Origin of the sequence: Pseudoalteromonas sp. MER144-MNA-CIBAN-0113, assembly GCF_040308965.1 — a bacterium.
GTDB lineage: Bacteria > Pseudomonadota > Gammaproteobacteria > Enterobacterales > Alteromonadaceae > Pseudoalteromonas > Pseudoalteromonas tetraodonis.
Map to the genome: position 1 here is coordinate 21,568 of NZ_JBEOOG010000029.1, position 24,194 is coordinate 45,761.

A 24,194-nucleotide genomic window follows, 5' to 3' on the forward strand; every position below is an offset into this window, starting at 1 on the left:
TAGAGCGACTATGCAACCGACTCCGTGGTATAAAAATTTTTGGCCTTGGTTTTTAATCTTCTTTCCTTTAGCTGCAATTATTGGCTGCATTAGTTTATTTATTACAGCCATTGGTAACGGCCCAGATATGGTTGTAGATGATTACTATAAAAAAGGCAAAGCAATCAACTTAGAACTCGTTAAGTTTGATAAAGCAAAAGCGTTGTATTTACATGGCGACCTAAATGTATCAGATGAGCGTGTCAGCTTTAAATTTACCAAAGGCGATACCAGTAATATCCACGCGCTAAAATTATCGTTTTTTCATCGCACTATAAAAGCTCATGATTTTGAAGCTACCCTCACTCCAAATGCTAATCAAGAGTTTACTGCATTATTAGAAAGCTACACGCCTGGTGCTTACTCAGTGTTTATTGAGCCTGTTGATGCTAGTTGGAAAATGAAAGAGAGTATTACTTTACCAACCACCGCCACCGTTTTAGTGACTCCTAACTATAAGTAGTATTTAGTATGTCTAAAAATTGCTTTCATTGTCTTGAAAGTGTGCCTGCTGGATTTAGCGCACATGTTGTTATAGACAATACCGCTGAGCCAATGTGTTGCATTGGCTGCCAAGCTGTTGCACAAAATATCATTGACCAAAGGATGACCGACTACTACAAATATCGCACTGTTAGTGCCGGTAAAGTAGAGCAACTCGTCCCTGAACAACTCGCTTTTATTAAAAGCTATGACAATGAAGATATTCAAGATGAGTTTATCAGTACGCATAACGACAACTCTGAGGTGCTTCTCAGTGTTGAGGGCATTACCTGCGCCGCCTGTGCCTGGCTTATTGAAAAGCAATTACTTAACCTTAAATCGGTAAAGCGCGTTGATGTAAACACCTCAACTAATCGCGCTATGATCCAATGGGATAAAAGCGCAACCCCTTTAAGTGAGCTAATCACCTCACTGGCTGAAATAGGTTACAAAGCCTATCCATTCCAATCAGATTTAGAAGCCCAGCAAAAACAACAAACAGCTAAAGCCTATATTCGCCGCCTCGGCGTGGCAGGCTTAATGACCATGCAAGTGATGATGTTTGCCTTTGCTATGTACTTTGGCATGTTCTCTGGGATGGACAGTAATTTTGAACAGTACTTTAGATGGATCAGCTTGATCCTTGCAACGCCCGTTATTTTATACAGCGCCCTGCCCTTTTTAAGTAATGCAATTAACGGCTTAAAAGCAAAACAACTGAATATGGATTTACCGGTATCATTGGCGATTTTTGGTGCCTATGGCGCAAGCTGTTACGCCACCGTAATGGAAGTCGGTGAAGTTTACTTTGAATCTATTTGTATGTTTACCTTTTTACTCTTATTAGGTAAATACTTAGAATTTAGAGCGCGCTTAAAGGCCAGTGAATTTACAGCCAACTTACAAAAGCTACTGCCACTGACTGCCCGTACACTCGATGAAAACGGCAAAGAGCACATAATTGCCGCTAAAAAGCTCAAGCTTAACGATATCGTTTTAATAAAAGCAGGCGAAACTATCCCTGCCGATGGCATCTTAGTCAAAGGCAGCACCAGTGTTGATGAGTCTATGATGACTGGTGAACATCAGCCAGTACGAAAGTATATTGATCATAACGTGTATGCGGGCACGGTTAATCATGATGGTATTATTGAAATAAAAATCAATAAGCTGGGCCAAAATACCCTGCTTAATCAAATTATTCGCCTGCAACATAATGCCCTAACAAAACGCCCACGGTTAGTAGAAATTACCGACAAAGTAGCGCAGTGGTTTGTTGCCGTATTACTGGTATTTGCCTCTCTAACCGCCATTGGCTGGTATCAAATTGACCCTGATGTCGCTTTTTGGATCACTATATCGGTGTTAGTGGCCACCTGCCCGTGCGCATTAAGTTTAGCTATTCCAACCGCGTTAACGTGTGCTGTGGCTACCTTAACTCGTAAAGGTATATTAATTAAGCAAGCACATGTGCTCGAAACACTCTCAAAACTTACTTTAGTTGCTTTTGATAAAACCGGTACGCTTACGCAAGGTAAATTTAGCCTCGACGTTGTTGACATACTTGATGGTAAATACAGCAAAGAGCAAATTCTTGATATTGCAGCACAGCTTGAGAGCTATTCGGAGCACCCTATTGCTAGTGCCTTTAAAGAGTTTAAAGGTCAGCGTAAATTTGACGATGTACAGCTCCATCCAGGGGTTGGGATCAGCGCTCAATACGAAAATACGCACTACGCCATTGGTAAAAGTGGCTGGTTTGATACCAAAAAAACCAATGCGCAAGCTACCCTTTACATAAACAAGCAACCCGTTGCACGCTTTTACTTTGTTGATAAAGTAAAAACAGATGCCGATAAACTCATTAACTCGTTAAAGGCTGCCAATCTAAGTTGTCATATGCTAACAGGTGACGCCTCAGATGCCGGTGCCAAGGTGGCAAAAAAATTAAAGCTTGATTCAGTACAAGCCAGTTGTAGTCCAAAAGATAAACAAGACGCCGTTGATCATTGGTCAACTCAAGGTGAAGTTGTTGCTATGGTTGGCGATGGCGTAAACGACAGCCCAGTATTTGCCAGCGCCCACTTATCAATCGCCATGGAAACAGGAGCTGATATCTCTAAAAACAGTGCCGATGTTGTGCTGCTTAACAGTGATTTAGCTTCTATCTCGCATTTGTTAACTATTGCTAAACAAACACGGCGTATAATTAAGCAAAACTTGGCGCTTTCTTTATTATATAATGGCTCTATATTACCGCTAGCGGCTATGGGCTTAGTTGCGCCATGGATGGCCGTTATTGGTATGTCTGCCAGCTCTATTATTGTGATATGTAATTCACTAAGGCTATTAAAGTTATGAGCATAATTTATATTTTAGTTCCTATCGCTATTTTGTTTGTATTAATTGCTATTGGCGTATTTTTTTGGGCAGTAAAAGGTGAGCAATTCTCTGATTTAAACAAGCAAGGCCATAGTATTTTGTTTGAAGACGATAAAGAGCAACATAATAAAAGTAATGATTGACCCTGTTTTTGTTAGCGCTTTTTTAATGGGCTTAATTGGCAGTGGCCATTGCATTGCTATGTGTGGCGGTATTGCCAGTTCATTACAGCTTGCCAGCAACAAACGCCAAACGTGGTTATATTCTCTAGCTTATAACAGCGGTAGAGCTTTAAGTTATATGCTTGCAGGAGCCCTTGTTGCGGGTATTAGTAGCCAGTTTGCCACGCAAAATTCTGCCTTTTCATTATTTTTGTCATTTTTAGCTGGTATTTTTATGTTACTGGTTGGCGTTTATATTATGCGCTTAGCCGCGACATTACAATGGCTCGAAAAACTTGGCAAAACCCTCATTTGGCAGCACTTAATTAAACTTAATAAATATTTAATGCCCATTGATTCCCCATTGAAAGCGCTTGGTTATGGCGCACTATGGGGCTGGTTACCGTGCGGCTTAGTATATTCTGCGCTCACATGGGCGATGACCAGTGGCACTGCCATAAATGGTGCTCTGGTTATGCTGGCATTTGCCCTAGGGACGTTCCCTGCCATGATCACCTTAGGTGTGGCTGCACAAAAGCTCAATACGCTTTTTAATCACCCTTGGACGCGAATAATATTAGGCAGTGTTATCATTTGGTATGGTATCTACCTTTTGATCATTGCAACAGACAAGCTAGTGCATTAACATTGGTAAATGTTGTGCATAGAAATTTAACGGATTGAACTTATGGATTTTTCTCAAAGTCGTGCTAAAGGTAATTGTGCCATTAGCTGTAATAACTGCAGTATTAGCCAGTTATGTTTACCATTTTCTTTAAATGGCCAAGAAATGGATAAACTTGATGAGATCATTGAGCGAAAAAAACCATTACACAAGGGTGACTACTTATTTGAGTCGGGCGCACCTTTAAATGCAATTTATGCAGTTCGTTCGGGGTCGTTTAAATCGTATACCTTGTCAGAGCAAGGCGATGAACAAATTACAGGCTTTCATTTAGCGGGTGACCTTGTTGGCTTTGACGCCATCAATAAAATGCAACATCAAAGTTTTTCTCAAGCACTAGAAACCTCAATGGTATGTGAAATTCCCTTTGAAACTCTTGACGAACTAGCCGGTAAACTGCCTAAATTGCGCCAACAAATAATGCGTTTAATGAGCAGTGAAATAACCTACGATCAGGAAATGCTATTATTACTTAATAAAAAATCAGCAGAAGAACGTCTTGCTAGCTTTATTTATAACTTATCAGAGCGTTTTGGTGAGCGTGGTTTTTCACGTAAAGAATTTAGATTTACCATGACTCGCGGCGAAATTGGCAACTACCTTGGTTTAACAGTAGAAACTATCAGCCGTTTATTAAGCCGTTTTCAAAAAGCCGACTTAATTAAAGTAGAAGGTAAATTTATTACTATTTTAGATAATGACGCTTTAGCCAAAACGGCTGCGATTGTTAAGCCTCGTTAATAATCATTTCTCATTTTAAAATTAATCCTACCCTGAATTGGAGCGTAATTATTGCAATTATGCTCTATCTCTACTAACACTTTGAGTAGAGGTATTAACCATTCACTTTTAAGAGTCGATGAATGAATTGTCTGGCTCATTTTTTAATATAAAAGCAACTACGTCCTATTAAACTCTTACATAGAAGGACAATCTTATGCCTAAATCTTTATTTCTATTTATCGCTCTTTCTTTAAGTATTTTATATAGTAGCCAAGCATCGAGCTCAATGATCCCCGATGACGGCATTGATGACTCAGAAGCACTAAAAGACTTGATTTTAAACACTGCAGAAAATTCTGAGCTTAAAATAGACAAGCCAGGAGTTTATGACATCTGCTCAGCTATTATTGTTAGAAATCTTAACAATATTGTTATTACAGCTAATACTGGCGTTATACTAAAAAAGTGTGACCAATTTGAAGGAGAGTATATTTTATCCTTTTATAATTCACGCTTCATAGAAATTAATGGTTTTATTTTTAGGGGGTTAACGACAGACAAAATTAATTATGTTTGGGGTGAGCAAGGTATCCTTTTTGCCGGCTCCGAAGATATTTCAATTAAACATAATCAATTTTTTGATTTTGGCGATGCAGCGATAAGAGCAACGTCTTCACACTTATCATCCCATGATACGAATATCAATTCTTTCAGAATTGATATTCGTAATAATTACTTTGAAAATGTCACACAAGTAACAACTACTCACCCGTGGAATAATAACTATGGAGGTACGCATGATATTACAGTTGAAGATAATATTTTTGAGGGATTGAAGGGATCATTGAAATTTGCCACGGTTAAACCTGTATCAAAGGCTCTAGTAAGATATAACACTTTCAAAAACACCAAAGGCACCGCTATAGAAATTACTTATTACTCTAACGTAAAAATTATTGCTAATACCTTCATAGACAGTGATAAGTTTATCCTCAATGCTTACCCAAATAAACCAAAAAGTGTGACGGAGCCTTTTAATTGGGGAAGTATTTATTTTACTCACAATACAGTTTTACGTTCTAAGGGAGGCATTAGAATACAGTCAGATGTAACCGGCGAGCTAATAGATGACAAATACGTAAGAGGCATTTATATCAATAACAATCACTTTATTGACGTTGATATGACTGTTTATCCTGAAAAGAAATATTGGTATCTTATTAACTTATTCAGTAGAGGTGGAAAGAGTTATCTGTTTTCTACCATTAAAGATAACGTTTATAACTTACTACCTGAAGTGGGCTTTGTGAAAAAAACGAGTGGATTCACTGTGCAAGACAACACTTTAATAAAGCCTGAAAATAATTAAATTTTGTAAAGCTCTACACACGTTCATGCAGGATAAGGGTTTCAAAATTAGAGAAGCTTTATTTCTTGATATAGAACAAGAATATTAGTGCTACCCCTTTAACTGTTGTGTATTTGCGTTACACTCAAGGTATAACTGTTAAGTGAATGGAGTAGCACAATGGAAACGATTAAACGTATTATCGCGGTTATTGACCCAACTAAAGACGATCAAAATGCCCTCGCGCGTTCATTAGATTTAGCCAAAAAATCAGGGGCTAGCATTACCGCCTTTATGACGGTTTATGATTTCTCTTACGAAATGACTACTATGCTATCAGGTGATGAACGTGAAGCAATGCGTAAAGCGGTGTTAAAAGATCGCGAACTATGGTTAAAAGATCTTGTCTCTCCTTATCAAAACATTAATATTAATACCCAAGTCATTTGGCATAACCGCCCTTACGAAGCCATTATTAATACCGTTATTAATGATAAATATGACCTAGTGATCAAAGGTACTCATCAGCATGGTGCGCTTAAAGCGGTTATTTTCACGCCAACAGACTGGCACTTAGTCAGAAAATGCCCAACCCCTGTATTATTTGTAAAAGATATGGCGTGGCCAGCACATGGGAATATTTTAGCGGCTGTTAATGCAGTCAGTGAAAACGATCAGCACCTGTCACTTAATAAACGCATAATTAAAGATGCACAATTTTTATGTGAACTGGCTAATGCTAAACTTAACTTAGTCAATGCATACCCTGCTACACCGGTTAATATAGCCATAGAGATCCCTGAGTTTAACCCAGGGTTATATAACGAATCAGTTAAAAAACATCATATTGAATCAACCAATGAACTCGCTAATGAGTTTAACCTAACCTCTGATCAATGCTTTATTGAAGAGGGATTGCCAGAAGATGTGATACCGGATGTTGCAAAACGCTTAAACAGCGAATTAGTGGTTATTGGCACGGTCGGACGGACTGGCTTAAGCGCTGCCTTAGTAGGCAACACTGCTGAGCATGTTATTGACAGCCTTGATTGTGATGTACTTGCACTTAAACCTGATGGGTACGTAAGCCCGCTTGCAGAAAGTTAGCGTTTGCAGTAGCTCCCATATTACATATGACTTATAATACGCCCCTTTATTTTTAGCAATTAATTTTGCCGTACTATTTTATAAGGGGGCGTAGTGTCTCATTCTGCTCAAGCCAAAGCTCAATACAACTTAAATAAGCTTCAAAAGCGTTTACGCCGCCTCACAGGTCAAGCTGTCATGGACTTTAACATGATTGAAGAAGGTGACCGTATTATGGTGTGCTTATCGGGTGGCAAAGACAGTTACACTATGCTCGACATGTTGCAACATTTACAACGTGTTGCACCTATCAAGTTTGATTTATTTGCAGTAAATCTCGACCAAAAACAACCTGGTTTTCCTGAGCATGTGCTTCCTGAGTATCTTGATAATTTAAATATTGAATACAAAATTGTAGAAGAAGATACCTACAGTATTGTAACTGATATTATTCCTGAGGGTAAAACAACCTGCTCGCTTTGCTCTCGCTTGCGCCGCGGTATTTTATATCGCACTGCTAAAGAGTTAGGTGCGACTAAAATTGCACTGGGTCATCACCGCGATGATATGATAGAAACCTTGTTTTTAAATATGTTTTATGGCGGAAAACTAAAAAGTATGCCGGCTAAACTAATGAGCGATAACGGTGAGCATATGGTTATTCGCCCACTGGCATATTGTAAAGAAGCCGATATAAGCAAATATGCGTTCAGCCAAGGCTACCCTATTATTCCGTGTAATTTATGTGGCTCACAAGAAAACTTACAGCGTAAACACACTAAAAATATGCTAGAGCAATGGAATAAAGAGCACCCAGGCCGTATAGAGAGTATTTTCACCGCCATGCAAAACGTTGTGCCTTCACACTTAGCTGATAATCAATTATTTGATTTTACCAACTTGCAAACGGGTGACGTTATTGATGGGGGCGATATCGCGCTCGATAAACCAGATATTCCAAAAGTGCCAGTTAATCATGAACAAGATGAAACACACCAAGCCGACGTGGTTACCATTAATTTAAGCTAATTTTTAAGGGTTTGCAGTAATGCAAACCCTTCACTTTGTTCTATGCTGCTACTGACCAGCAGCTAATCCTTGTAAAAACTCTAAACTCTGCATTTCTTGTTTGTTTGCCTGATAAGGCAACTGCTGTAAGCTGTCGTAAGCAAAATCTTCAATAGTAAACTCGCTAATTTCACTTTCACCAAAACTGTTAAGCTCACCTGGGCTTGGCGACATACGCTCAACAACAAAATCGCTTAACCGTAAGTCATTCGTTTGCTTGGGCAAAACAGACCAATGCGCTTTAAAGTCAATTTGCTGACTGCCCTCATTTAAACGTGCTTTAGCAACTAAATGTGCTAATGGCGAGGTGCCACTGTATAAGTTAGCTCTTAAACGGTATAAGCCACTTTTTATAACCGTTAAATTAGCAGGCACTATCATATTATCATTACGTGGATACGCGTTATTAAAGCTAGTTAGCGTTGCACTAGGCGGCATATAGTGTATTTGTGCCACCACAGGAACTATTTTACCCGCGATATCGGCTTCAACTAATAATTGTAAATTACGTGGATAGTCTTCTTCACCTTTAAATGTCATTGCCAGCTCATTTTGACGAGCCACACCGCTTTGCGTTTTTAGCGACTTTTTGGTGTCTGCATTACTGAGTGTCACTACCGCCTTACCTAAATTTGGGGCGCTTACGGTTAGCTCTATAGCTTGTGGATACACATACCGATATTGAGACAAGCTCACTGTTAACTCCCCTCCTTGCTCACCCACTGGGCTGCTAACAGGAAAGAACTGATTTGGCTTAAGTCTGTCCTCATCATATACCGTTAATGGTTGTGAATAAGGCGGAAACGCCAAACTTTGTTGATACTGTTGTGCCACCGCCGATGCCGCTTTGGCTAAGTCTTCATCAAATGCTGACTGAGTTACTGAGCTGGTTTTTGTTGTTGCCTTTGTCACAGGTTGGCTTAGCGCACGCTGCTGAGCAGGAGGTGTCGATATCGGCTTTTTATCATTGAGAGGGTCTTGTTTTAGGGGGTAACTTGCATGACCCTCATCAATTAAAAACCACATAAGTAGGCCCATGCTGATAGCAAAGCCAATCACGTAGGACTTTTTCATCGGTTAGTTATCCTATATAAAACGTGTAGTACGTATACTACACGATGTTTTAAGTATGCTTATATCACGGGATCACATTATATATAAGTGCCGATGCACTCAAATTATCTGAGTCTTTTACATAACGATATTGTTTCTTCCAAAACCAACTACCTGTGGTTTCATCTTCGGTTTCAAACCCTAGCGTGTCGCCAGCTACCGTAATGTTATTCATCGCAATCGTTACATTTCCTTGGCGCTGCGCTTGTTGAATCTCATTATGACTGTAACTGTTAGTCATCATTAATGGATAATGATATGGCATAAAACTATTAACAGCATCACCTTGCGATTTTAAACGCCCATTAGTGTCAATATTGGTGCTACAGCTACCAAATGAGTTTACCGAGCTTGCACCACATGATGAGTGAGTAGCCACTACCGAGTCGTCATTACCGCGTAAAAATCCAGCCGTTAAACCTAAGTAAGCATTACCATCGGCTACAAAACGTAAACGAGGTGTGCGTGCATCAGGTAATGGCGCAATTCTGCGTGCATTATTTACTTTTAAATCGTGCAATACGCCTACCGCCTCATTAACTTCACTGCCTAACCACCACGTTAGCGCGGCATCTACAGCAAAATTCCACGATGCGCCTGTTAATGTACTCACCGCTAAGTCGGCCAATTCACTGCCGCCACCAGCACCGGCTAAATCAAAGGTGGCAATAATATTAAGCGGCTGTAATCCGGCATTTTCAAGCCAGTTTTCTTGGTTATCTATAATATATCGGGCAACTAAGTCACCGGTTGAATGAGTCACAAATACACAGCCTAGCTCGCATAGATTTGAGCGAGAAATTTGCTGTAGTTTAGGCCATACCCAATCGGTGGTGATTTTTCCTTCTATTCGTTCATATGCAGGCCAATCGATGCGCTCATCTGCGCGATTCACCCAATAAGACTGCCAATAGCTTTGTCCATCGTTTACCACATCACTGGCTGCTCTATTGGTAAGTTGTGATACCTGCAAACCATGAATTAAAATTACTTTATACTCTTTACTGAGCGCAGAAAAACTCATTAGCAGGCTTAATGCTGCTGCAAATAAAGAGACGCGTTTAAATATGTGTGTGTTGTTCATATTAATCCTTAACTGATTCAATATTTTTATTATGCTTAGCTTGTTACACGCTGTTGTCGGTGCATGGTAAAAGTAACGCATTGACCAGTATTGGGAACAAAGTTGAAAAATGCAACATTTTGTTATCATTTTCGCTGTTAAGGCTAAATATCTGCGTTAAAATACGACAAAAGCGCTAAACTATTGTGCTATTTGGAACAGTTTATGGGCTTTATAAACCGCCATTGAAAACACCGTGAACTTTTTTGTTAACTATCGCACGGCACTACTTTTTATCAGCGTAATAGCGTAAGTTAGTTACATACGAACAACCAAGGAATCATAATGATAAAAAAAATAATATGTGGTGGCTTTTTATTAACCGCCATTTCCGCCCCTAGTTTTGCCGCGAGTGTTAACACCCAACTTGAACAAGCAACACAAAGTGTGAGTGAAAAAGTCATTACATGGCGTCGTCATTTACATCAATATCCAGAGCTGAGTAATCGCGAATTTGAAACCGCCAAGTACATTACTGAACATTTAAAATCACTGGGTCTTGAAGTACAAACCGGTGTTGCTCATACCGGTGTTGTGGCTAAATTAAGTGGCGGTAAAAAAGGCCCTCTAATCGCATTGCGTGCTGATATGGATGCTTTACCGGTTACCGAACAAGTTGATTTACCCTTTGCCTCTAAACAAACATCAACCTATCGTGGCAATGAAGTAGGCGTTATGCATGCCTGCGGGCACGACACTCATGTTGCTATTTTAATGGCCGTGGCAGAGTCACTGGTAAAAATAAAAGATCAGTTAGCGGGCGAAGTACTGTTTGTATTTCAACCGGCTGAAGAAGGTGCCCCCGAGGGCGAAGAAGGTGGCGCTGAGCTGATGTTAAAAGAAGGCTTATTTAAGCAAAAGCCTGAGGCCGTGTTTGGTTTACATGTCACCAGCTCACTCAATACAGGGCAAATTGGCTTTCGTGAAGGGCCACTAATGGCCAGTGAAGATTCTTTCACAATTAACGTAACGGGGCGTCAAACACATGGTTCACGTCCATGGAATGGCGTAGACCCAATTGTTGCTTCATCACAAATTATTATGGCAACTCAAACAATCGCCTCTCGCCAAGTTGATGTAACTAAAGCACCTTCAGTCATTTCGTTTGGCGCAATTAATGGCGGCATACGCTCAAATATAATCCCTGATAATGTAGAGTTGATTGGTACCATTAGAACCTTTGATCAAACTATGCGCGCCGATATTAAAAAACGTTTAGCTAAAACCGCTGAGCTGGTTGCCGAATCCGCGGGGGCTAAAGCTGATGTGCATATAGATCACGGCTACCCTGTCACATTAAACAATGTAGCACTCACCCAAAAAATGACCCCAACGCTTGCCCGTATTGCTGGTGCTGACAACATTATTACCACCGATTTAATTACCGGCGCAGAAGACTTTAGTTATTATGCGCTTGAAACCCCTGGGCTATTTTACTTTTTAGGCGTCACTCCAAAAGATCAAAACGCTAAAACGGCAGCAAGTAATCATTCACCTCAGTTTTATGTTGACGAAAGCGCCTTACAACTCGGCGTAGAATCATTATCTCAACTGGTTGTTGACTACTTACAATAACAACTCAACGTAACAAGCACAGGGGTAATAACCTTGTGCTTGTAAAGCTAGGGTCTGTTGACCTTTGCGGATTAATATTTGTTCAAGCTAGGGGCGGTTTAATCACGGCGCGAGGTTTGTAACCTAGTGGACTAAGTAAAAACCGAGCAAAGCTTCCGCGTCCTGCTCACGCCCCTTACCTACATCCATGTAGGCAACAAAGAGTAAATCGCCCCTAGGCAGAACCCTTCGGGCAGCGCCTGTTTGGCATTGATGCTGCGTTATCGCCTATTTATGGGGAATAACCACACCACACAGGCTCTGCCTTGCTTTAATACCAAGCAGACTGCTGCAAATTCAACCTTGAAAGGTAAACAGACCCTAGTGTTATTCAGCTAATATAAATCCCCTTTCGCTTACCTTTAATTATATAAATTCTCAAATTGGAAAGGACGCCTTAGTGACAGCAGAATATTTTAATTTTTTAAGCCTAATTGGTGTGGCTTTTTTTGCAATTTCAGGTGCGTTATTAGGCCATGATAAAGATATTGGCGGATTTGGAGTGGTGGTGGTTGGCTCAGTCACCGCGCTTGGCGGTGGCACGCTCAGAGATATTCTTCTTAACCAACCCGTTTTTTGGATAGCCAACCCAGATTTTTTATATGTCACCTATGGCGCTATTTTTGTCACTGTTATGTTTATTCGCCACTTACCCGATGTGTCTAACTATTACATGTTGTTGGTTGATGCGATTGGTATGGCTATCTTTAATGTGGTCGGTATTGAAAAAGCGCTCATTGAAGGCACAACCATGGTGGTTGCGCTTACAATGGGAATGACGACGGGGATATTTGGTGGCTTAATACGCGACGTGATCTGTCGAGAAGTGCCGTTGGTAATGCGAGAAGAGCTCTACTCCACCGCCTGTTTTGCAGGAGGCTTGACCTATGCCGCGCTATTTTTATTAGAAGCCCCTTATTTATGGTGCATTCTTGGTTCGCTGTTGGTCAGTGTTTTTTTAAGATTGGGCGCACTCCATTTTGGCTGGCAACCCAACCTATTTAGAAAACGAACTCCAAAAATAAACGATTAGTATAAGCATTGCGTTACACTAATCGCTCATAGAGTCCTGATGCCCGTGACACACTTTTACCCATCGCCAGTTGCAGCACTTTTTTATCTGCTACCAGCTCAAAGGTCTGTTTTGCGCGGGTAATTCCCGTGTACACTAATTGCCTATTAATACCGATACTCGCCTGCTTGAGCGGTGGTAACACCATCGCGGTATAACTAAACTCTGAGCCTTGCGATTTATGAATGGTCATTACATACACTTTATCGTGCGCTGGGAGTCGTGCGGGTGAAAATGCCCGTTCATTACCCTGCTCATCAATAAACACTGCCTTGAGTTGGCCGCTATCATCGGGCATTAAAATTCCTATATCACCGTTAAAAAGTTTAAGTTGATAATCGTTTTGGCTAATCATAATAGGCATTCCCGTGTAATGCCGCTGATTAGGGTTAACGCTAATTAACCCTTGCTGTTGCAATACCCGCTCAATACGTTGATTTAAACTATTAACGCCGTAATCGCCTTCACGCACTGCTGCAAGTAATTGATAGCGGGCAAAAGCCTCATGCACTTTGGCAACACTAGCTCCTTGGGCAATCAGTGTTAAATAATCACCGTAGTGACTTGCCGCGCTGTTTATAAGCTTTTCAATCGGTGTAGAGACAAAATCGTAGTCTAAAATCACATCGCTAAAATGCCCTTGCGTACTTTGTTGTTCAACGTAATTTAAAATACCCCGATCATTGGTATTAACAGCCAAAGCCAATTGGCCTATGCCACTTTTGGCATCAAAGCGATAACTATGTTGTAAAAAGGCAATGCAATCAGCTAGTTTAAACTCACTCTGAGTTTGCGCGCCAAGTTTAGCTGCGCCATTAAAGCACACCTTATTTAATTGCTCACAGCGTGCTTTTGAATATTGCGGTGTTTGCCCAAGCACTAACCCTTGGCATAAATCACTCATTACGCTGCCGGTATCAACCGAGGCGAGTTGGTCTTTATCGCCGAGTAAAATCAATCGGGCATGCACTGGCAAGGCCTCAATTAATTTAGCCATAAGTGATAAGTCGACCATACTGGCCTCATCAATAATCAATACATCAACATGCAACGGATTGCTTTTATCGTGCCGGAATTTATTGGTAAATGGCTTAACTCCCAACAACCGATGAATGGTTTGCGCACTTTGCGGGATCAACGCATTAATATCAGCCGGTATTTCACTCAGCTTATTTTTAGCCCCTAAAATTGACTCGGTTAGCCGAGCCGCTGCCTTACCGGTGGGTGCTACTAATTTAATGCTCAATGGCGCCGCTTGATATAACGACTGCAAAATCGCTAACAGCTTTGTTACCGTGGTGGTTTTACCTGTACCAGGCCCGCCCGTGATCACACTAAAACCTTTTGTAGCGGCAATGGCACAAGCGACCTTTTGCCAATCAATATCAAGCGTTGGATTATCAGGAAAGTAGCGTGTTAATAACTCAGTAAGGACTGCATCATCAATATTGAGTTGTCGCTCACTCATTGCCAGTAATCGCTGCGCTAAGGTTTGCTCATACCCTGCTAAACGCGTAAAATACAACCGCTGATTAAACAATTGCAGCGGCTTGTGATCCCCCACACTGTGATGCGCGTGTAAGTAATTTATTGCCGCCTCAGTCGTAAAATCGTCACTAAATGGGGTGAGAGTGTCAGGTACGGTGCCTTCTAATTTAGTAAAGTCGCTTTGGCGTAAATTAAACGGATTAGTCCAATCAACCTCTGTTAGAGTTAAACAACTATGCTGGCTTTGCTGCGATAAACACAGCATTAAAATAATATAAAATAATTCGTCATGATCATGCTCAGTATTGTTACCACTGAGTAATTCGGCCAGCTTTACATCCACAACACGTACGCGATGCTGCTCAGTTAAATAGCTAAGCAGCGGCACAACTTTCGGTGTTTGAGTTACAGAGTCCGCTGCTTGTTCATTGAGTAACGACGACTCATCAACAGGCGCGTCGTCAAAGTCATCAAACAAACCGGGTTGTTGGTTTAAATCACTCATAGCATGGCTCCTTGGCTAAACAAACCATCTAAAATAATAACTTGCTCTGTACTTAACTGTTTAAAGTACACCCCTTCACCCGCTGGCATACCGCGTAAAAAGGTATAATACACGCCGCCTAAATGCGTCTCTATGGCATAGTCAGGAATACGTTGTTTAAGTAATCGATGCAGCGCTACGGTATAAATTAAATACTGTAAATGATATTGGTGGCTGGTCATGGCTTGCTCAAGCTGCTCTGGCTCATAATCTGCGGGGATACTGCCCAAATAATTCGATTTATAATCTAAAATATAATACTTGCCTTGGTAGCAAAAAATTAAATCTATAAAGCCTTTTAATAAGCCTTTTACATGGGCAAATTCAAGTTTGCTTTGGCTAAAACCAAAGTGTTTAATCAGCATTTCGTTGAGTTTAGGCGCACTTAGGCTAGCAAGCGGTAAGTTAAACTCCATTTCAACAAGACAATCACTCGGTGATAATTGACTCAAGCTTAAATTATTTTCACTATTTAACGGGCAACTAAGCGCATCGAGTATCCATTGCTCGGTAATTTGCTGCCATTGCTCACTAATGTGGTATTTTTCAAAGGCACGTTTAATTACTGCCGATAAGTTTTGCTCTGGATTTGAGGGGTGAACAAGCGGGCTGGTAAAATCAAGTTGCTCGAATATTTCGTGTAAGCAACTTCCTGGTTTTGCACCTTTTGGAAAACTATAGGGTGAGAGAAGTTCATCTTGTTGCACCGCAAACTCATCTCTTTGATGATCTTCATCGCTGCGCCCAGGTGCCAGTTGGTCAGTATGCTTTTTAAAGCTTAAGGCACTAAAACTGGTTGCTCGCCAATCGCGTTCAATCTGCGTGGTTACAGTATTAATACTCAGCGCCTGCTTTTCAACGTGTTCATTATTAAAGCGAAGTATGCCCTGCTCGAGTAATTCACCCGAGGTAAATTGCAGATATTCCATCGAATCATTGGCATCACAAAACTCACTTAAGTGAGTGCGCCATGTTTGGCTACTGGTTAACGCTAACCCTGAGAACAACACATGCCCCAGCGCACTACTTTGAATCGCTAAGCGGCTACTTTGCCCTTGCCCGATATTATATACACCCAAGGCACAAAAATGCACTGCACGGGTCAGTGCGACATACAATAGGCGTAAATCTTCGGCTAGGCGCTCTTGCTCTGCTTGTTGCAAGGCGTCTTCGTCTTTACTTAAATCAAAAATTAACTTGCCGTTATGGTGATAAAGCGCGTCTTTAGTTTCACGACAGCCACTGGCAAAGGGCATAAATACCAATGGATATTCAAGCCCCTTTGAGGCATGCATAGTGACAATTTTAACCAAATTTGCGTCGCTCTCTAAACGTACTTGCACAGTTTCGCCATCTTGTTGGCTCACCTTTTGCGCAAACCAACGCAACAAACGAAGTGTCCCTTCAAGCTCTATTTGTTTTTGCTGCAGTATTTCGCCAAGGTGTCTAAAGTCGGTAAGCCAACGTTCTACGTTATAGCCCAAGCCTTTCCATTTGGCACTGAGTTGATTATGACTCAGTAAGCGCTCAAGCATGGCCATAGCCCCTTGCTTGTGCCAAATATGGCTAAGTTGAGCAAAAAAGTTTAAGTGTTCTTGCCATGCATTTTCATCATCGGCCAAAGCAAAAATATCGTTATAGCTTAAACAAAATAACGGGCCGGCTAATACACCGCGAAGTAATGTCTCATCGTACTGACCATGCAAAGCCGTTAAAAAATTGAGCAAGTGATGACTTAACTCTTGGCTAAATACACTGTCGCGAGACAAATACACACTGGCAATATTGGCTTTGCTCAAGGCCTGCTTCATTATTTGTGCTTCAACGCGGTCGCGCACCAAAATACAAATATCAGCAGCACTGACAGGGTTAGCTCCAATACAGGCAACACCTTGGTTTGCTTGCTCAAGTAAAGTAACTATTTTATTAGCAAAATGGGTGGCTAAATGTGCTTGCCCTATGCCTTTACTGGTGGGCTTATTTTTTTCATCGCCGGCTTCATCTACAAACACATTAAATTCAAACGCGGTGGCAGGTTTATCGTCAATTAAAAACGACTCATCTGCTTTTTTACCCTTGGCTTTCACTTTATTAAATGGAATGGCGTCGTTATAAATAAAGCTGTTGTCGTATTTACTAAACAAGCTATTTACGCTGTTGACGATATCGCTGCTGGAGCGAAAATTAGTGCCTAGGGTAAATTGTTGCGACTGCTCTACGGCCTCTTTGGCACCAATGTAGGTAAATATATCTGCGCCCCTAAACCCATAAATTGCTTGTTTGGGATCGCCTATCATAGCTAAAGTGGTATTGCTTTGAGCATAAATTTTACTAAAAATACCGTACTGAATCGGGTCAGTATCCTGAAACTCATCTATCATTGCCACCGGAAATAACTGCGCTATTTTTTGTGCGAGCACATCACCTTGTTCACTCTTTAAGGCACTGTGTAAATTAGTCAGTAAATCGTCAGGGGTGATCACGCTTTGTTCTTGTTTGCGTTTAACTATGGCCGCTTTTACCCAGCTCGCCGCATATTGCACTATCGCAATTTTTAGCCCTTGGTTGATGGTGTTGTTAAGTGCGGCTAAGGCATCGAATTGACTAATAAGTGGATGAGTCAGTAATGTGCCATTTTTTTTATAATTAGCTGCATTACTTAAGTTCTCGCTACTCCACACCTCAAACGAATACTTACTGGTACCAAATTCAAAAAAGTCATCATTGCCTAAGCAAAATGCTTCAAGTGCAGCAAGACTGCCCTTTCGCCCAGGTGTTTTTGAGCCGCTTAAATCGGATGCTTTCACAGCACCAATAAACTCTTGCTCTAGGCACGCTTTTTTTAAGGCAGGAACACGCGCCAAGTATTCATCTCGCGCTTGCCACACATCCTCTAAATTTACTTGCGGTGTTATCTCTGCGTTCGCTTTATTTAAAATACTGCTTACTTGGCTAAATAATGATTCAGGTGCGGCAAATACAGCTAAAATTGCATTTGTTTTTTGCTTATTAAGCGGGTAGACAAACGCGCGCCAAAAATCTTTTATGGTCTCAAGCAGTATCTCGCGCTCATCTAAAATAAACTCTAAGTTAAATGCTACACCAGATTCAAACGCATGTTGTTTTAGCATCCGCTGACAAAAACCATGAATGGTAAAAATAGCCGCCTCGTCCATTGATTTAGCTGCGGCATCGAGTAAGTCAAATGCACGGTGCTTGTCATCAACGCCTGCTATTACACCCTCAATTAGCTCATCATTAGGTACTTGCCCAAGTAACGCATCACGCGCGGCAATAATACGGCTACGAACGCGGTCTTTAATTTCTTGCGTGGCGGCATCGGTAAAGGTGACCACCAAAATTTGCTCAACACTCAATGGCGTACTCAGCTCACCGGGTATTTGCATGCCTAATAAATAGCGTAAATACAAACCCGTGATCGTGTAGGTTTTACCTGTGCCAGCACTGGCTTCAATTAAGCTTTGGCCCTTTAATGGCATAGTGAGTGGGTTAAGCGCTTGCATAGTCACTCTCCTTGGCGTGCTCAAATAACGGGGCGAGTAATTTTTCGCTCCATTGTATAAACTCCTCTTGGCAATCATTGAGCGATTGCACCGTGAGACGAATATAAGGGTTTTCCCCTTCACCTCGGCCAATATACTGTGGGCTAAATTTACTGTTAGCTTTTGCCATATCGCCACCGCTTTTCACATATTCGTAACCACTCACCGGAAAAAACGCCACCGGCGCGTTTCGCAATGCTTTATATAGTTCAAACCAATCTGCAAGCAGCAAGTCGGCATTGGCTTTACTCATAGGGGCAAAGCTAATTTGTTTATCTAAACCCAGTAATAAAGTTTCAACCTCTTGTTGCATGCTTTGTGCAGCAAGATGATAAATAAAGCCTTTAATTAAATCTTTAGCTTTAATACTGGCACTGCGATAAAACACTTGTTTTTGCATATACACATGGTTTAGCCAGCCTTCAATAGTGGTATTTTCAAGCGACAGTAACACTTCTATCGGTTCGCTTTTACCCGCTTTTATTTGTTGTTTTACTTGCCCTGCAAGCGCATCAACGCGATGTTGCATGCTCTCATAAATTAAGCTGCCAATATGGGCTTGCGGCAACTCACCGCGCTGCAGGATTTGCTCGGTACTGAGCGGCGTATTGTTAATGTTTGCATCAAGTATTTCGTCAAGGTAAAAATAACGGCGCAGCGCATCTAGGCTAAACGGTTCTTCGTCTTTCGCTATATCGTTAAATTGCGGCAAGCGTAACCCTAAACTTTGTTGATAAAAGCTCTCTTGGGCATGGCATACACTACGAATAAACACATCAAGATCAAGTAGCTCTGGGGGTGTTACATCAAGCGCAGTGATTGCTTTTGGCTCAATGGCCTCGCTAGGCAGCCAAATTGGGTTATAGCTGTGATTATTTACTCCCGCCTGTTCATCGCTAGGAGCTGAGTAATACAGGCTATTAAAAGGCTGCAAATGCTGCTGCGTAATAAGGCATTCAGGCAAGGGTTTATCACTGGGTTCGCTAAGTTTGAAGCTGCGACCTATGTATTCTAACAATTCACTGACAAGTGTTGATGGCATGCGCGGCTGGTTGTCAAAACACGAGCGGCCAATGTAGCTCATATATAAATTATCTCGAGCACTTAAGAGCGCTTCTAAAAAGAGGTAACGGTCATCGAGTTTACGTGAACGGTCACCTTTTTGCTTTTTAGAATACGGCACTAAATCAAATCCGATTGGCTGCACCGTGCGCGGGTAATCGGCATCGTTTAAGCCTAGCATACACACCACTTTAAAAGGGACGGCACGCATGGGCATGAGAGTACAAAAGTTCACTTGTCCTACTAAAAAGCGCTGGCCTACACCTTTTTCTTGTATACCTTGCTTGATTAGATAGCTCACTATGCGCTGCGAAACGGCTTTACTATAGTCGCCGTTGTCGTGGTGCTTCGCAATGTCTTCGAGCACTTTTTGCAGCACTAATAAATCCCAGCTATCATCGTTTTCGCTCTCATACACGGCATTGAGTAATTCACTTAATATATGGGCTTTATTGGTAAGCGTATCATCTGGGGTGAGTTTCGCTTTAAAGTCTTGAAGCACATCAATAAAATGCACCAGCTTATTGAGTGTATCGAGCGCCATACCTTCTACTTCATCGGCACTGTAAATACCATTAAATGGGCACTGTTCATCGCGCATGGCAATCCCCAGTAATAAGCGGTTCAAGCCATGTTGCCAGGTATTTAAATCAATGGCGGGTAAATCAAAGCTTTGTTTATGCTCAGCGTTTACACCCCACTTTACCCCTACTCGCTCAAGCCAATAATGTATTTGCTCGTATTCATGGGCCTCTAGGCCAAATTTTTCGGCAATTTGCGTAACCTGTAATAAATCAAGAATATCCGACACGCCAAAGCGCGAAAACGGTAAATTAGCTAAACTGGCAAACGAGCTCAGTACTGGTTTTTCTTGCTCTATGGCTAAATCGGCAAGGGCGTATGGTATAAATCGGCTGCCCTGCGCACCACCAAAAACGGCCTCAATGTAAGGGCTATAAATACCTACATCAGGCATCATCACAATGATGTCTTTGGGGGTAAGCGTTGGGTTTTGATTAAACAAATTGAGTAAGTAGTCGTGCAGGCGCTCGACTTCCCTTAATGGCGTGTGGCAGTCACTTAACGTAATGCTGGTATCGTGTGCACTTATGGGCAGTTTACCCTCATCGTTTATAAACCATTCTTTGTTATCGGTAAGCGATTCACCTTTAAAGGCAAGTTGGTATATTTCACTTTGCACTTGCCCAAGTAAGGTATCGTCAAACGCATCAATAAAACCATCAATCCAACGGGCATCAAGCTGCACCAGTTGCTCAAAATAATCGCGGCCGAGTTTACCCCACGACGACAACAACGGATTACCAATAAAATAGTATTCTTCATCAGGATTCGTTTGCTTTTTTTGCTGCGCTTCCACCAGCGGCATTTTGGCGTATTTAGCGTTTATTTTAGCCGCTGTTTTTTCATCGATTATATCGCCCCAATAATGCTCGCTGGGGTTAAAAAAGAATAAAAACACCTCAGTTTTTTTACTCAAGGCTTCAAACACGTCAAGCTGTGAGCTGGCAATCGCAGATATACCAAATAGGCTAATACGCTTTGGCAATAAGCTGCTATCCATACTCTCAAGGGCGCTGAGTAATTGTCCTTGCATGTTGGCGCGGTGAAATTGGCTTTGCCCAAGTGTTTTACTTAATTTGACAAGGCGGCGCCATAAATCGGGTTGCCAAGGAGCAATGCTGATATCTACATCGTCAAGCGTATCAACACCGCTATCCCAAGTGGCTATCCAATGGGGGCGATACATTAAATATTGGTCGTACACATCGGCTATTTTTTCACATAGGGCAAAGGTTTTTTGGCCGTCAATATCCCCCTCTAAATAAGTTTTTAGGGGTAAATACAGTGGCTCGTCAATACAAGTAGGTAAAATTGCAAACAGTTTCCAAGCAAGGTTCGGTTTATTAAACGCCGACTCTTTAGGCACGTTTGGCAATAGTTGCTGGTACAACTGCCAAATAAAGCTCGACGGCAGCGGAAAGTCTACCTGCGCAGCCACGCCTAAATTTTCACTTAAACCAATTTTTAGCCACTGCGACATACCCGGCGATTGCACTAACACCACTTCTTTATCAAATGGGCTTTGCAACGGGTTTACCTTTAACAGTTGATGAAACTGCGCTTGCAGGGCTTCCATACGGTTTGATTGAATAATATTGAGCATACGATACCAGCCTTACTTGAGATAAAGCCAGTGTAAGGTATTTTCAATTTAAGCGGTAGCGCTAAGGAGGAATTGGCGTTAATAAATCAGCATGTTAGCCAGTAGCTAGCTGATTTTTTAAACGCACAGGACTCACTTTAGTCACTGTGCGTTTTTATATTAAACCAACTATTGGTATGGGCTTATGCTAGATAAGCTAAAGTCACTTTGCATTATTACGTTACCATCAATGCCTTTGAGCTTAAGTGACAAGCCTGGATCTGCTTGCTGCCAATCAATGGTTAAATCGCCATAGTTAACATTATGCGTGTAATCACCGACACGATGTTTATTTGGGCTAACGTCTTTCCATTTTTCAGTCAGGCCTGAGCTGGTCATTTCAAAGAGTGGGTAATCAAGATTGTGTTGATACCTTGAAATTTCCCCCCAATGAGTATCGCCGCTGATGATCACCACGCCATTTACGTGGTGTTTTTTTATTAACGAAAATAAACGGTTTCTATCCTCTGGAAAATTTGCCCACGATTCCCAGCCAGTAAAATCAGGCAGTAACTGCAAGCTTGATGCAATTAGTTTAATCGCTGCTGGCTTTTTAAGTTCGGCTTCAAGCCATTGCCACTGCGCCTCTCCAAGCATAGACGCGCCTTTTACTTCGGTTGGACTGTACGGTCCTTGGTTATTTGCTTTACGCTTTGTAAAATACTCAAGTTCGCTCACTGAATTAAGCTTATCGCGATTAAAGCGTAAGTCAGGCATGATCACCTGCACGGTTTGCTCGCCTTCGCCATACATGTACGAGGTATAAATGCCGTCAGGGCGGGTACGGCGTTTTGAATTAGCAGGTTCTTGCCAAAAATCGAGCATAATTTGCCGTGATGCTTCTTTTTGCGGATACTCTTTACCCGCATCGTTTTGACCATAGTCGTGATCGTCCCACATGGCTATTAGGGGTGTATTTGCTTTTAAGGTTTTAAAGCCAGGCTTTGCCCCTAATCGTTGGTATTTATTTTTAAGCACGGCCATGTCGTTAGTATCGCCATAAATGTTATCGCCTAAAAATATAAATAAATCACCCTGCTCTTTGTTAATCGCATTAAAGATGGGGATGTCTTTATCTTGATGCCCACACGAGCCAAACAATATTTTAGACGGCGCAGCCATTGCGCCACCACTAATAACAAAAGCAAGTAACAGCGCTGAATGATTAAAAGTTTTTAGTAACTGTTTCATTTTAAAATCTCGTTAATAGCCGGTGCCATATTAGGGTTAATCGTGTTTGGGTTTTGCCCAAGTGCTTTTAAAACGGTGGCGGCAATTTGCGCTTGTTTAAGCTCATTATCGGTTTTTATTAAGCCATTACCTTTAATTGTAGGGCCAATGGCAGCAAGCCAAATATGCTCTGAGCCAATAATTCCCTCAGGAAATGCCTTTTTACCCTGCTCCGACTTCGCTAGTGCCCGTTTAGAGCTGTGATGTTGCCAATCGTTTGCGTAGCTGCCACGGCCATGATCGGTAGTAACAATTAACGTAGTATTATTTTTATAACCTGCTGTGCTTTGAATGGTTTGCCATAAATCTTTTAAAAATGCATCGCTTTGTTTGGCCGACTTTAAGTAAGCATCGTAATGGCCATCGTGAGCAAAGTCGTCAGTTTCTCCTAAGCTAATAACCAATAATCTTGGCTTTTTCGCCAGCATATAGGCTTTAGCAAATCGATAGGTAAAACTATCAAGCCGCACATTGTGCCATGGGCTGGGGATTTCTGTTTGTAATGCGTTTAACAGGGGGGCATCGGCAAATAAATCATCGGCAATAGGCATAAATCCTGCGTTTACATACACATGACTACGCTTAGTATTTACAATGTAAGGAAACACATCCCAGCTACCAAATAAAGCCGTGCTGTTTTTAAATTCAGGCTGCGCATCTAATCGCTCTAAAATGGTTTTATTTGGATTAAATACTTTATCGTTACTGTTAATGTTTTCATCCACTTCGCCGGTAAGAATTTCGTTATAACCAGGGTATGAAAAATACCATGGATTACTCACTGACATCGCTGAGCCGTTTGCTCTGTCGCCCATAATTACGCCTTGAGTGGCAATCGTTTGTGTTAAAAACGGCATTAATAATTGCTGGCGCTGTTGCACCCTTTCATCCCAAAATTCATTGCTTAACTGTGCTGGTTGCTTAACAAATTCTTTATTATTGAGCAGGTTTTTATCGGCACCATTAAATACTTCCTGCCAGCGTACGCCGTCAAGGGTGACTAACACTACATTTTGTTGAGCAGCCAATGCCACATTATTAAACAATAAAATTAAACTTAATCCGGTTATTTTTATCATGCTTTTCATAGTGTTCTCATCAACTTTATATAACCTGAATCTCGTTTAAGAAAATTGAACTAAATGCCTGTTCCGAGATCCGATCTTTCGACCAAGAACGATTGGAT

The 24,194-nt window shown here is 41.5% G+C and carries 17 protein-coding genes; 10 read left to right on the top strand and 7 right to left on the bottom strand.

Annotation, left to right across the window (positions count from 1 at the left end):
- The first annotated feature begins 10 nt into the window (after positions 1-10).
- The 8 genes from AAEY57_RS09655 (at position 11) to ttcA (ending at position 7,936) form a co-directional block, all read left to right on the top strand.
- A complete protein-coding gene (locus tag AAEY57_RS09655; RefSeq protein ID WP_138687009.1) occupies positions 11-502 on the top strand; it encodes a FixH family protein in 492 nt (163 codons plus the stop codon).
- 8 nt (positions 503-510) lie between these two features.
- The gene (locus AAEY57_RS09660; protein WP_138687008.1) at positions 511-2,883 is read left to right on the top strand and encodes a heavy metal translocating P-type ATPase; all 2,373 of its coding nucleotides are present in this window, start codon (positions 511-513) and stop codon (positions 2,881-2,883) included.
- Positions 2,880-3,047, top strand: a complete 168-nt coding sequence (gene ccoS, locus AAEY57_RS09665) for a cbb3-type cytochrome oxidase assembly protein CcoS (RefSeq protein WP_008109812.1) — start codon at positions 2,880-2,882, stop codon at positions 3,045-3,047. The genes AAEY57_RS09660 and ccoS overlap by 4 nt, the downstream gene beginning before the upstream one ends.
- Positions 3,040-3,711, top strand: coding sequence for a sulfite exporter TauE/SafE family protein (locus AAEY57_RS09670; RefSeq protein WP_138687007.1), 672 nt, complete (start codon positions 3,040-3,042; stop codon positions 3,709-3,711). The genes ccoS and AAEY57_RS09670 overlap by 8 nt, the downstream gene beginning before the upstream one ends.
- 42 nt (positions 3,712-3,753) lie before the next feature.
- Positions 3,754-4,491, top strand: coding sequence for an FNR family transcription factor (locus tag AAEY57_RS09675; protein WP_013464664.1), 738 nt, complete (start codon positions 3,754-3,756; stop codon positions 4,489-4,491).
- Positions 4,492-4,687: 196 nt separating this feature from the next.
- Positions 4,688-5,842, top strand: a complete 1,155-nt coding sequence (locus AAEY57_RS09680) for a right-handed parallel beta-helix repeat-containing protein (protein WP_350607670.1) — start codon at positions 4,688-4,690, stop codon at positions 5,840-5,842.
- A 159-nt stretch (positions 5,843-6,001) separates the two neighbouring features.
- Positions 6,002-6,928 carry a universal stress protein UspE gene (gene uspE, locus AAEY57_RS09685; RefSeq protein ID WP_350607672.1) on the top strand — a complete coding sequence of 309 codons (927 nt, stop codon included), beginning with the start codon at positions 6,002-6,004 and terminating at the stop codon, positions 6,926-6,928.
- A gap of 93 nt (positions 6,929-7,021) precedes the next feature.
- Entirely contained in the window at positions 7,022-7,936 is a 915-nt protein-coding gene (ttcA, locus tag AAEY57_RS09690; protein WP_214552969.1) for a tRNA 2-thiocytidine(32) synthetase TtcA, read from the top strand.
- Positions 7,937-7,984: 48 nt separating this feature from the next.
- Here the strand turns inward: ttcA and AAEY57_RS09695 are convergent, their stop codons facing one another.
- Both AAEY57_RS09695 and AAEY57_RS09700 read right to left on the bottom strand, forming a co-directional pair.
- Positions 7,985-9,049: a hypothetical protein gene (locus AAEY57_RS09695; RefSeq protein WP_350607674.1), complete on the bottom strand. Its 1,065-nt coding sequence runs from the start codon at positions 9,047-9,049 to the stop codon at positions 7,985-7,987.
- Positions 9,050-9,113: 64 nt separating this feature from the next.
- Entirely contained in the window at positions 9,114-10,172 is a 1,059-nt protein-coding gene (locus AAEY57_RS09700; RefSeq protein ID WP_350607676.1) for a hypothetical protein, read from the bottom strand.
- A gap of 324 nt (positions 10,173-10,496) precedes the next feature.
- Between AAEY57_RS09700 and AAEY57_RS09705 the strand changes: the two genes are divergently transcribed.
- Entirely contained in the window at positions 10,497-11,786 is a 1,290-nt protein-coding gene (locus AAEY57_RS09705; RefSeq protein WP_350607678.1) for an amidohydrolase, read from the top strand.
- 439 nt (positions 11,787-12,225) lie between these two features.
- On the top strand, positions 12,226-12,858 hold the full coding sequence (locus tag AAEY57_RS09710) for a trimeric intracellular cation channel family protein (protein WP_350607681.1): 633 nt from the start codon (positions 12,226-12,228) through the stop codon (positions 12,856-12,858).
- 13 nt (positions 12,859-12,871) lie between these two features.
- On the opposite strand, the gene recD is transcribed toward AAEY57_RS09710, so the two are convergent.
- The 5 genes from recD to AAEY57_RS09735 all read right to left on the bottom strand — a co-directional run bounded on the left by recD (position 12,872) and on the right by AAEY57_RS09735 (position 24,096).
- The gene (recD, locus tag AAEY57_RS09715) at positions 12,872-14,890 is read right to left on the bottom strand and encodes an exodeoxyribonuclease V subunit alpha (RefSeq protein WP_350607684.1); all 2,019 of its coding nucleotides are present in this window, start codon (positions 14,888-14,890) and stop codon (positions 12,872-12,874) included.
- On the bottom strand, positions 14,887-18,453 hold the full coding sequence (gene recB, locus AAEY57_RS09720) for an exodeoxyribonuclease V subunit beta (protein WP_350607686.1): 3,567 nt from the start codon (positions 18,451-18,453) through the stop codon (positions 14,887-14,889). Before recB ends, recD begins: the two co-directional genes overlap by 4 nt.
- Positions 18,440-21,739 (bottom strand): exodeoxyribonuclease V subunit gamma, encoded by a 3,300-nt coding sequence (gene recC, locus AAEY57_RS09725; RefSeq protein ID WP_350607688.1) that lies wholly within the window; start codon positions 21,737-21,739, stop codon positions 18,440-18,442. The genes recB and recC overlap by 14 nt, the downstream gene beginning before the upstream one ends.
- 168 nt (positions 21,740-21,907) lie before the next feature.
- A complete protein-coding gene (locus tag AAEY57_RS09730) occupies positions 21,908-22,969 on the bottom strand; it encodes an alkaline phosphatase D family protein (RefSeq protein WP_290155993.1) in 1,062 nt (353 codons plus the stop codon).
- On the bottom strand, positions 22,966-24,096 hold the full coding sequence (locus AAEY57_RS09735) for an alkaline phosphatase family protein (protein ID WP_024601366.1): 1,131 nt from the start codon (positions 24,094-24,096) through the stop codon (positions 22,966-22,968). The genes AAEY57_RS09730 and AAEY57_RS09735 overlap by 4 nt, the downstream gene beginning before the upstream one ends.
- Positions 24,097-24,194: the final 98 nt, after the last annotated feature.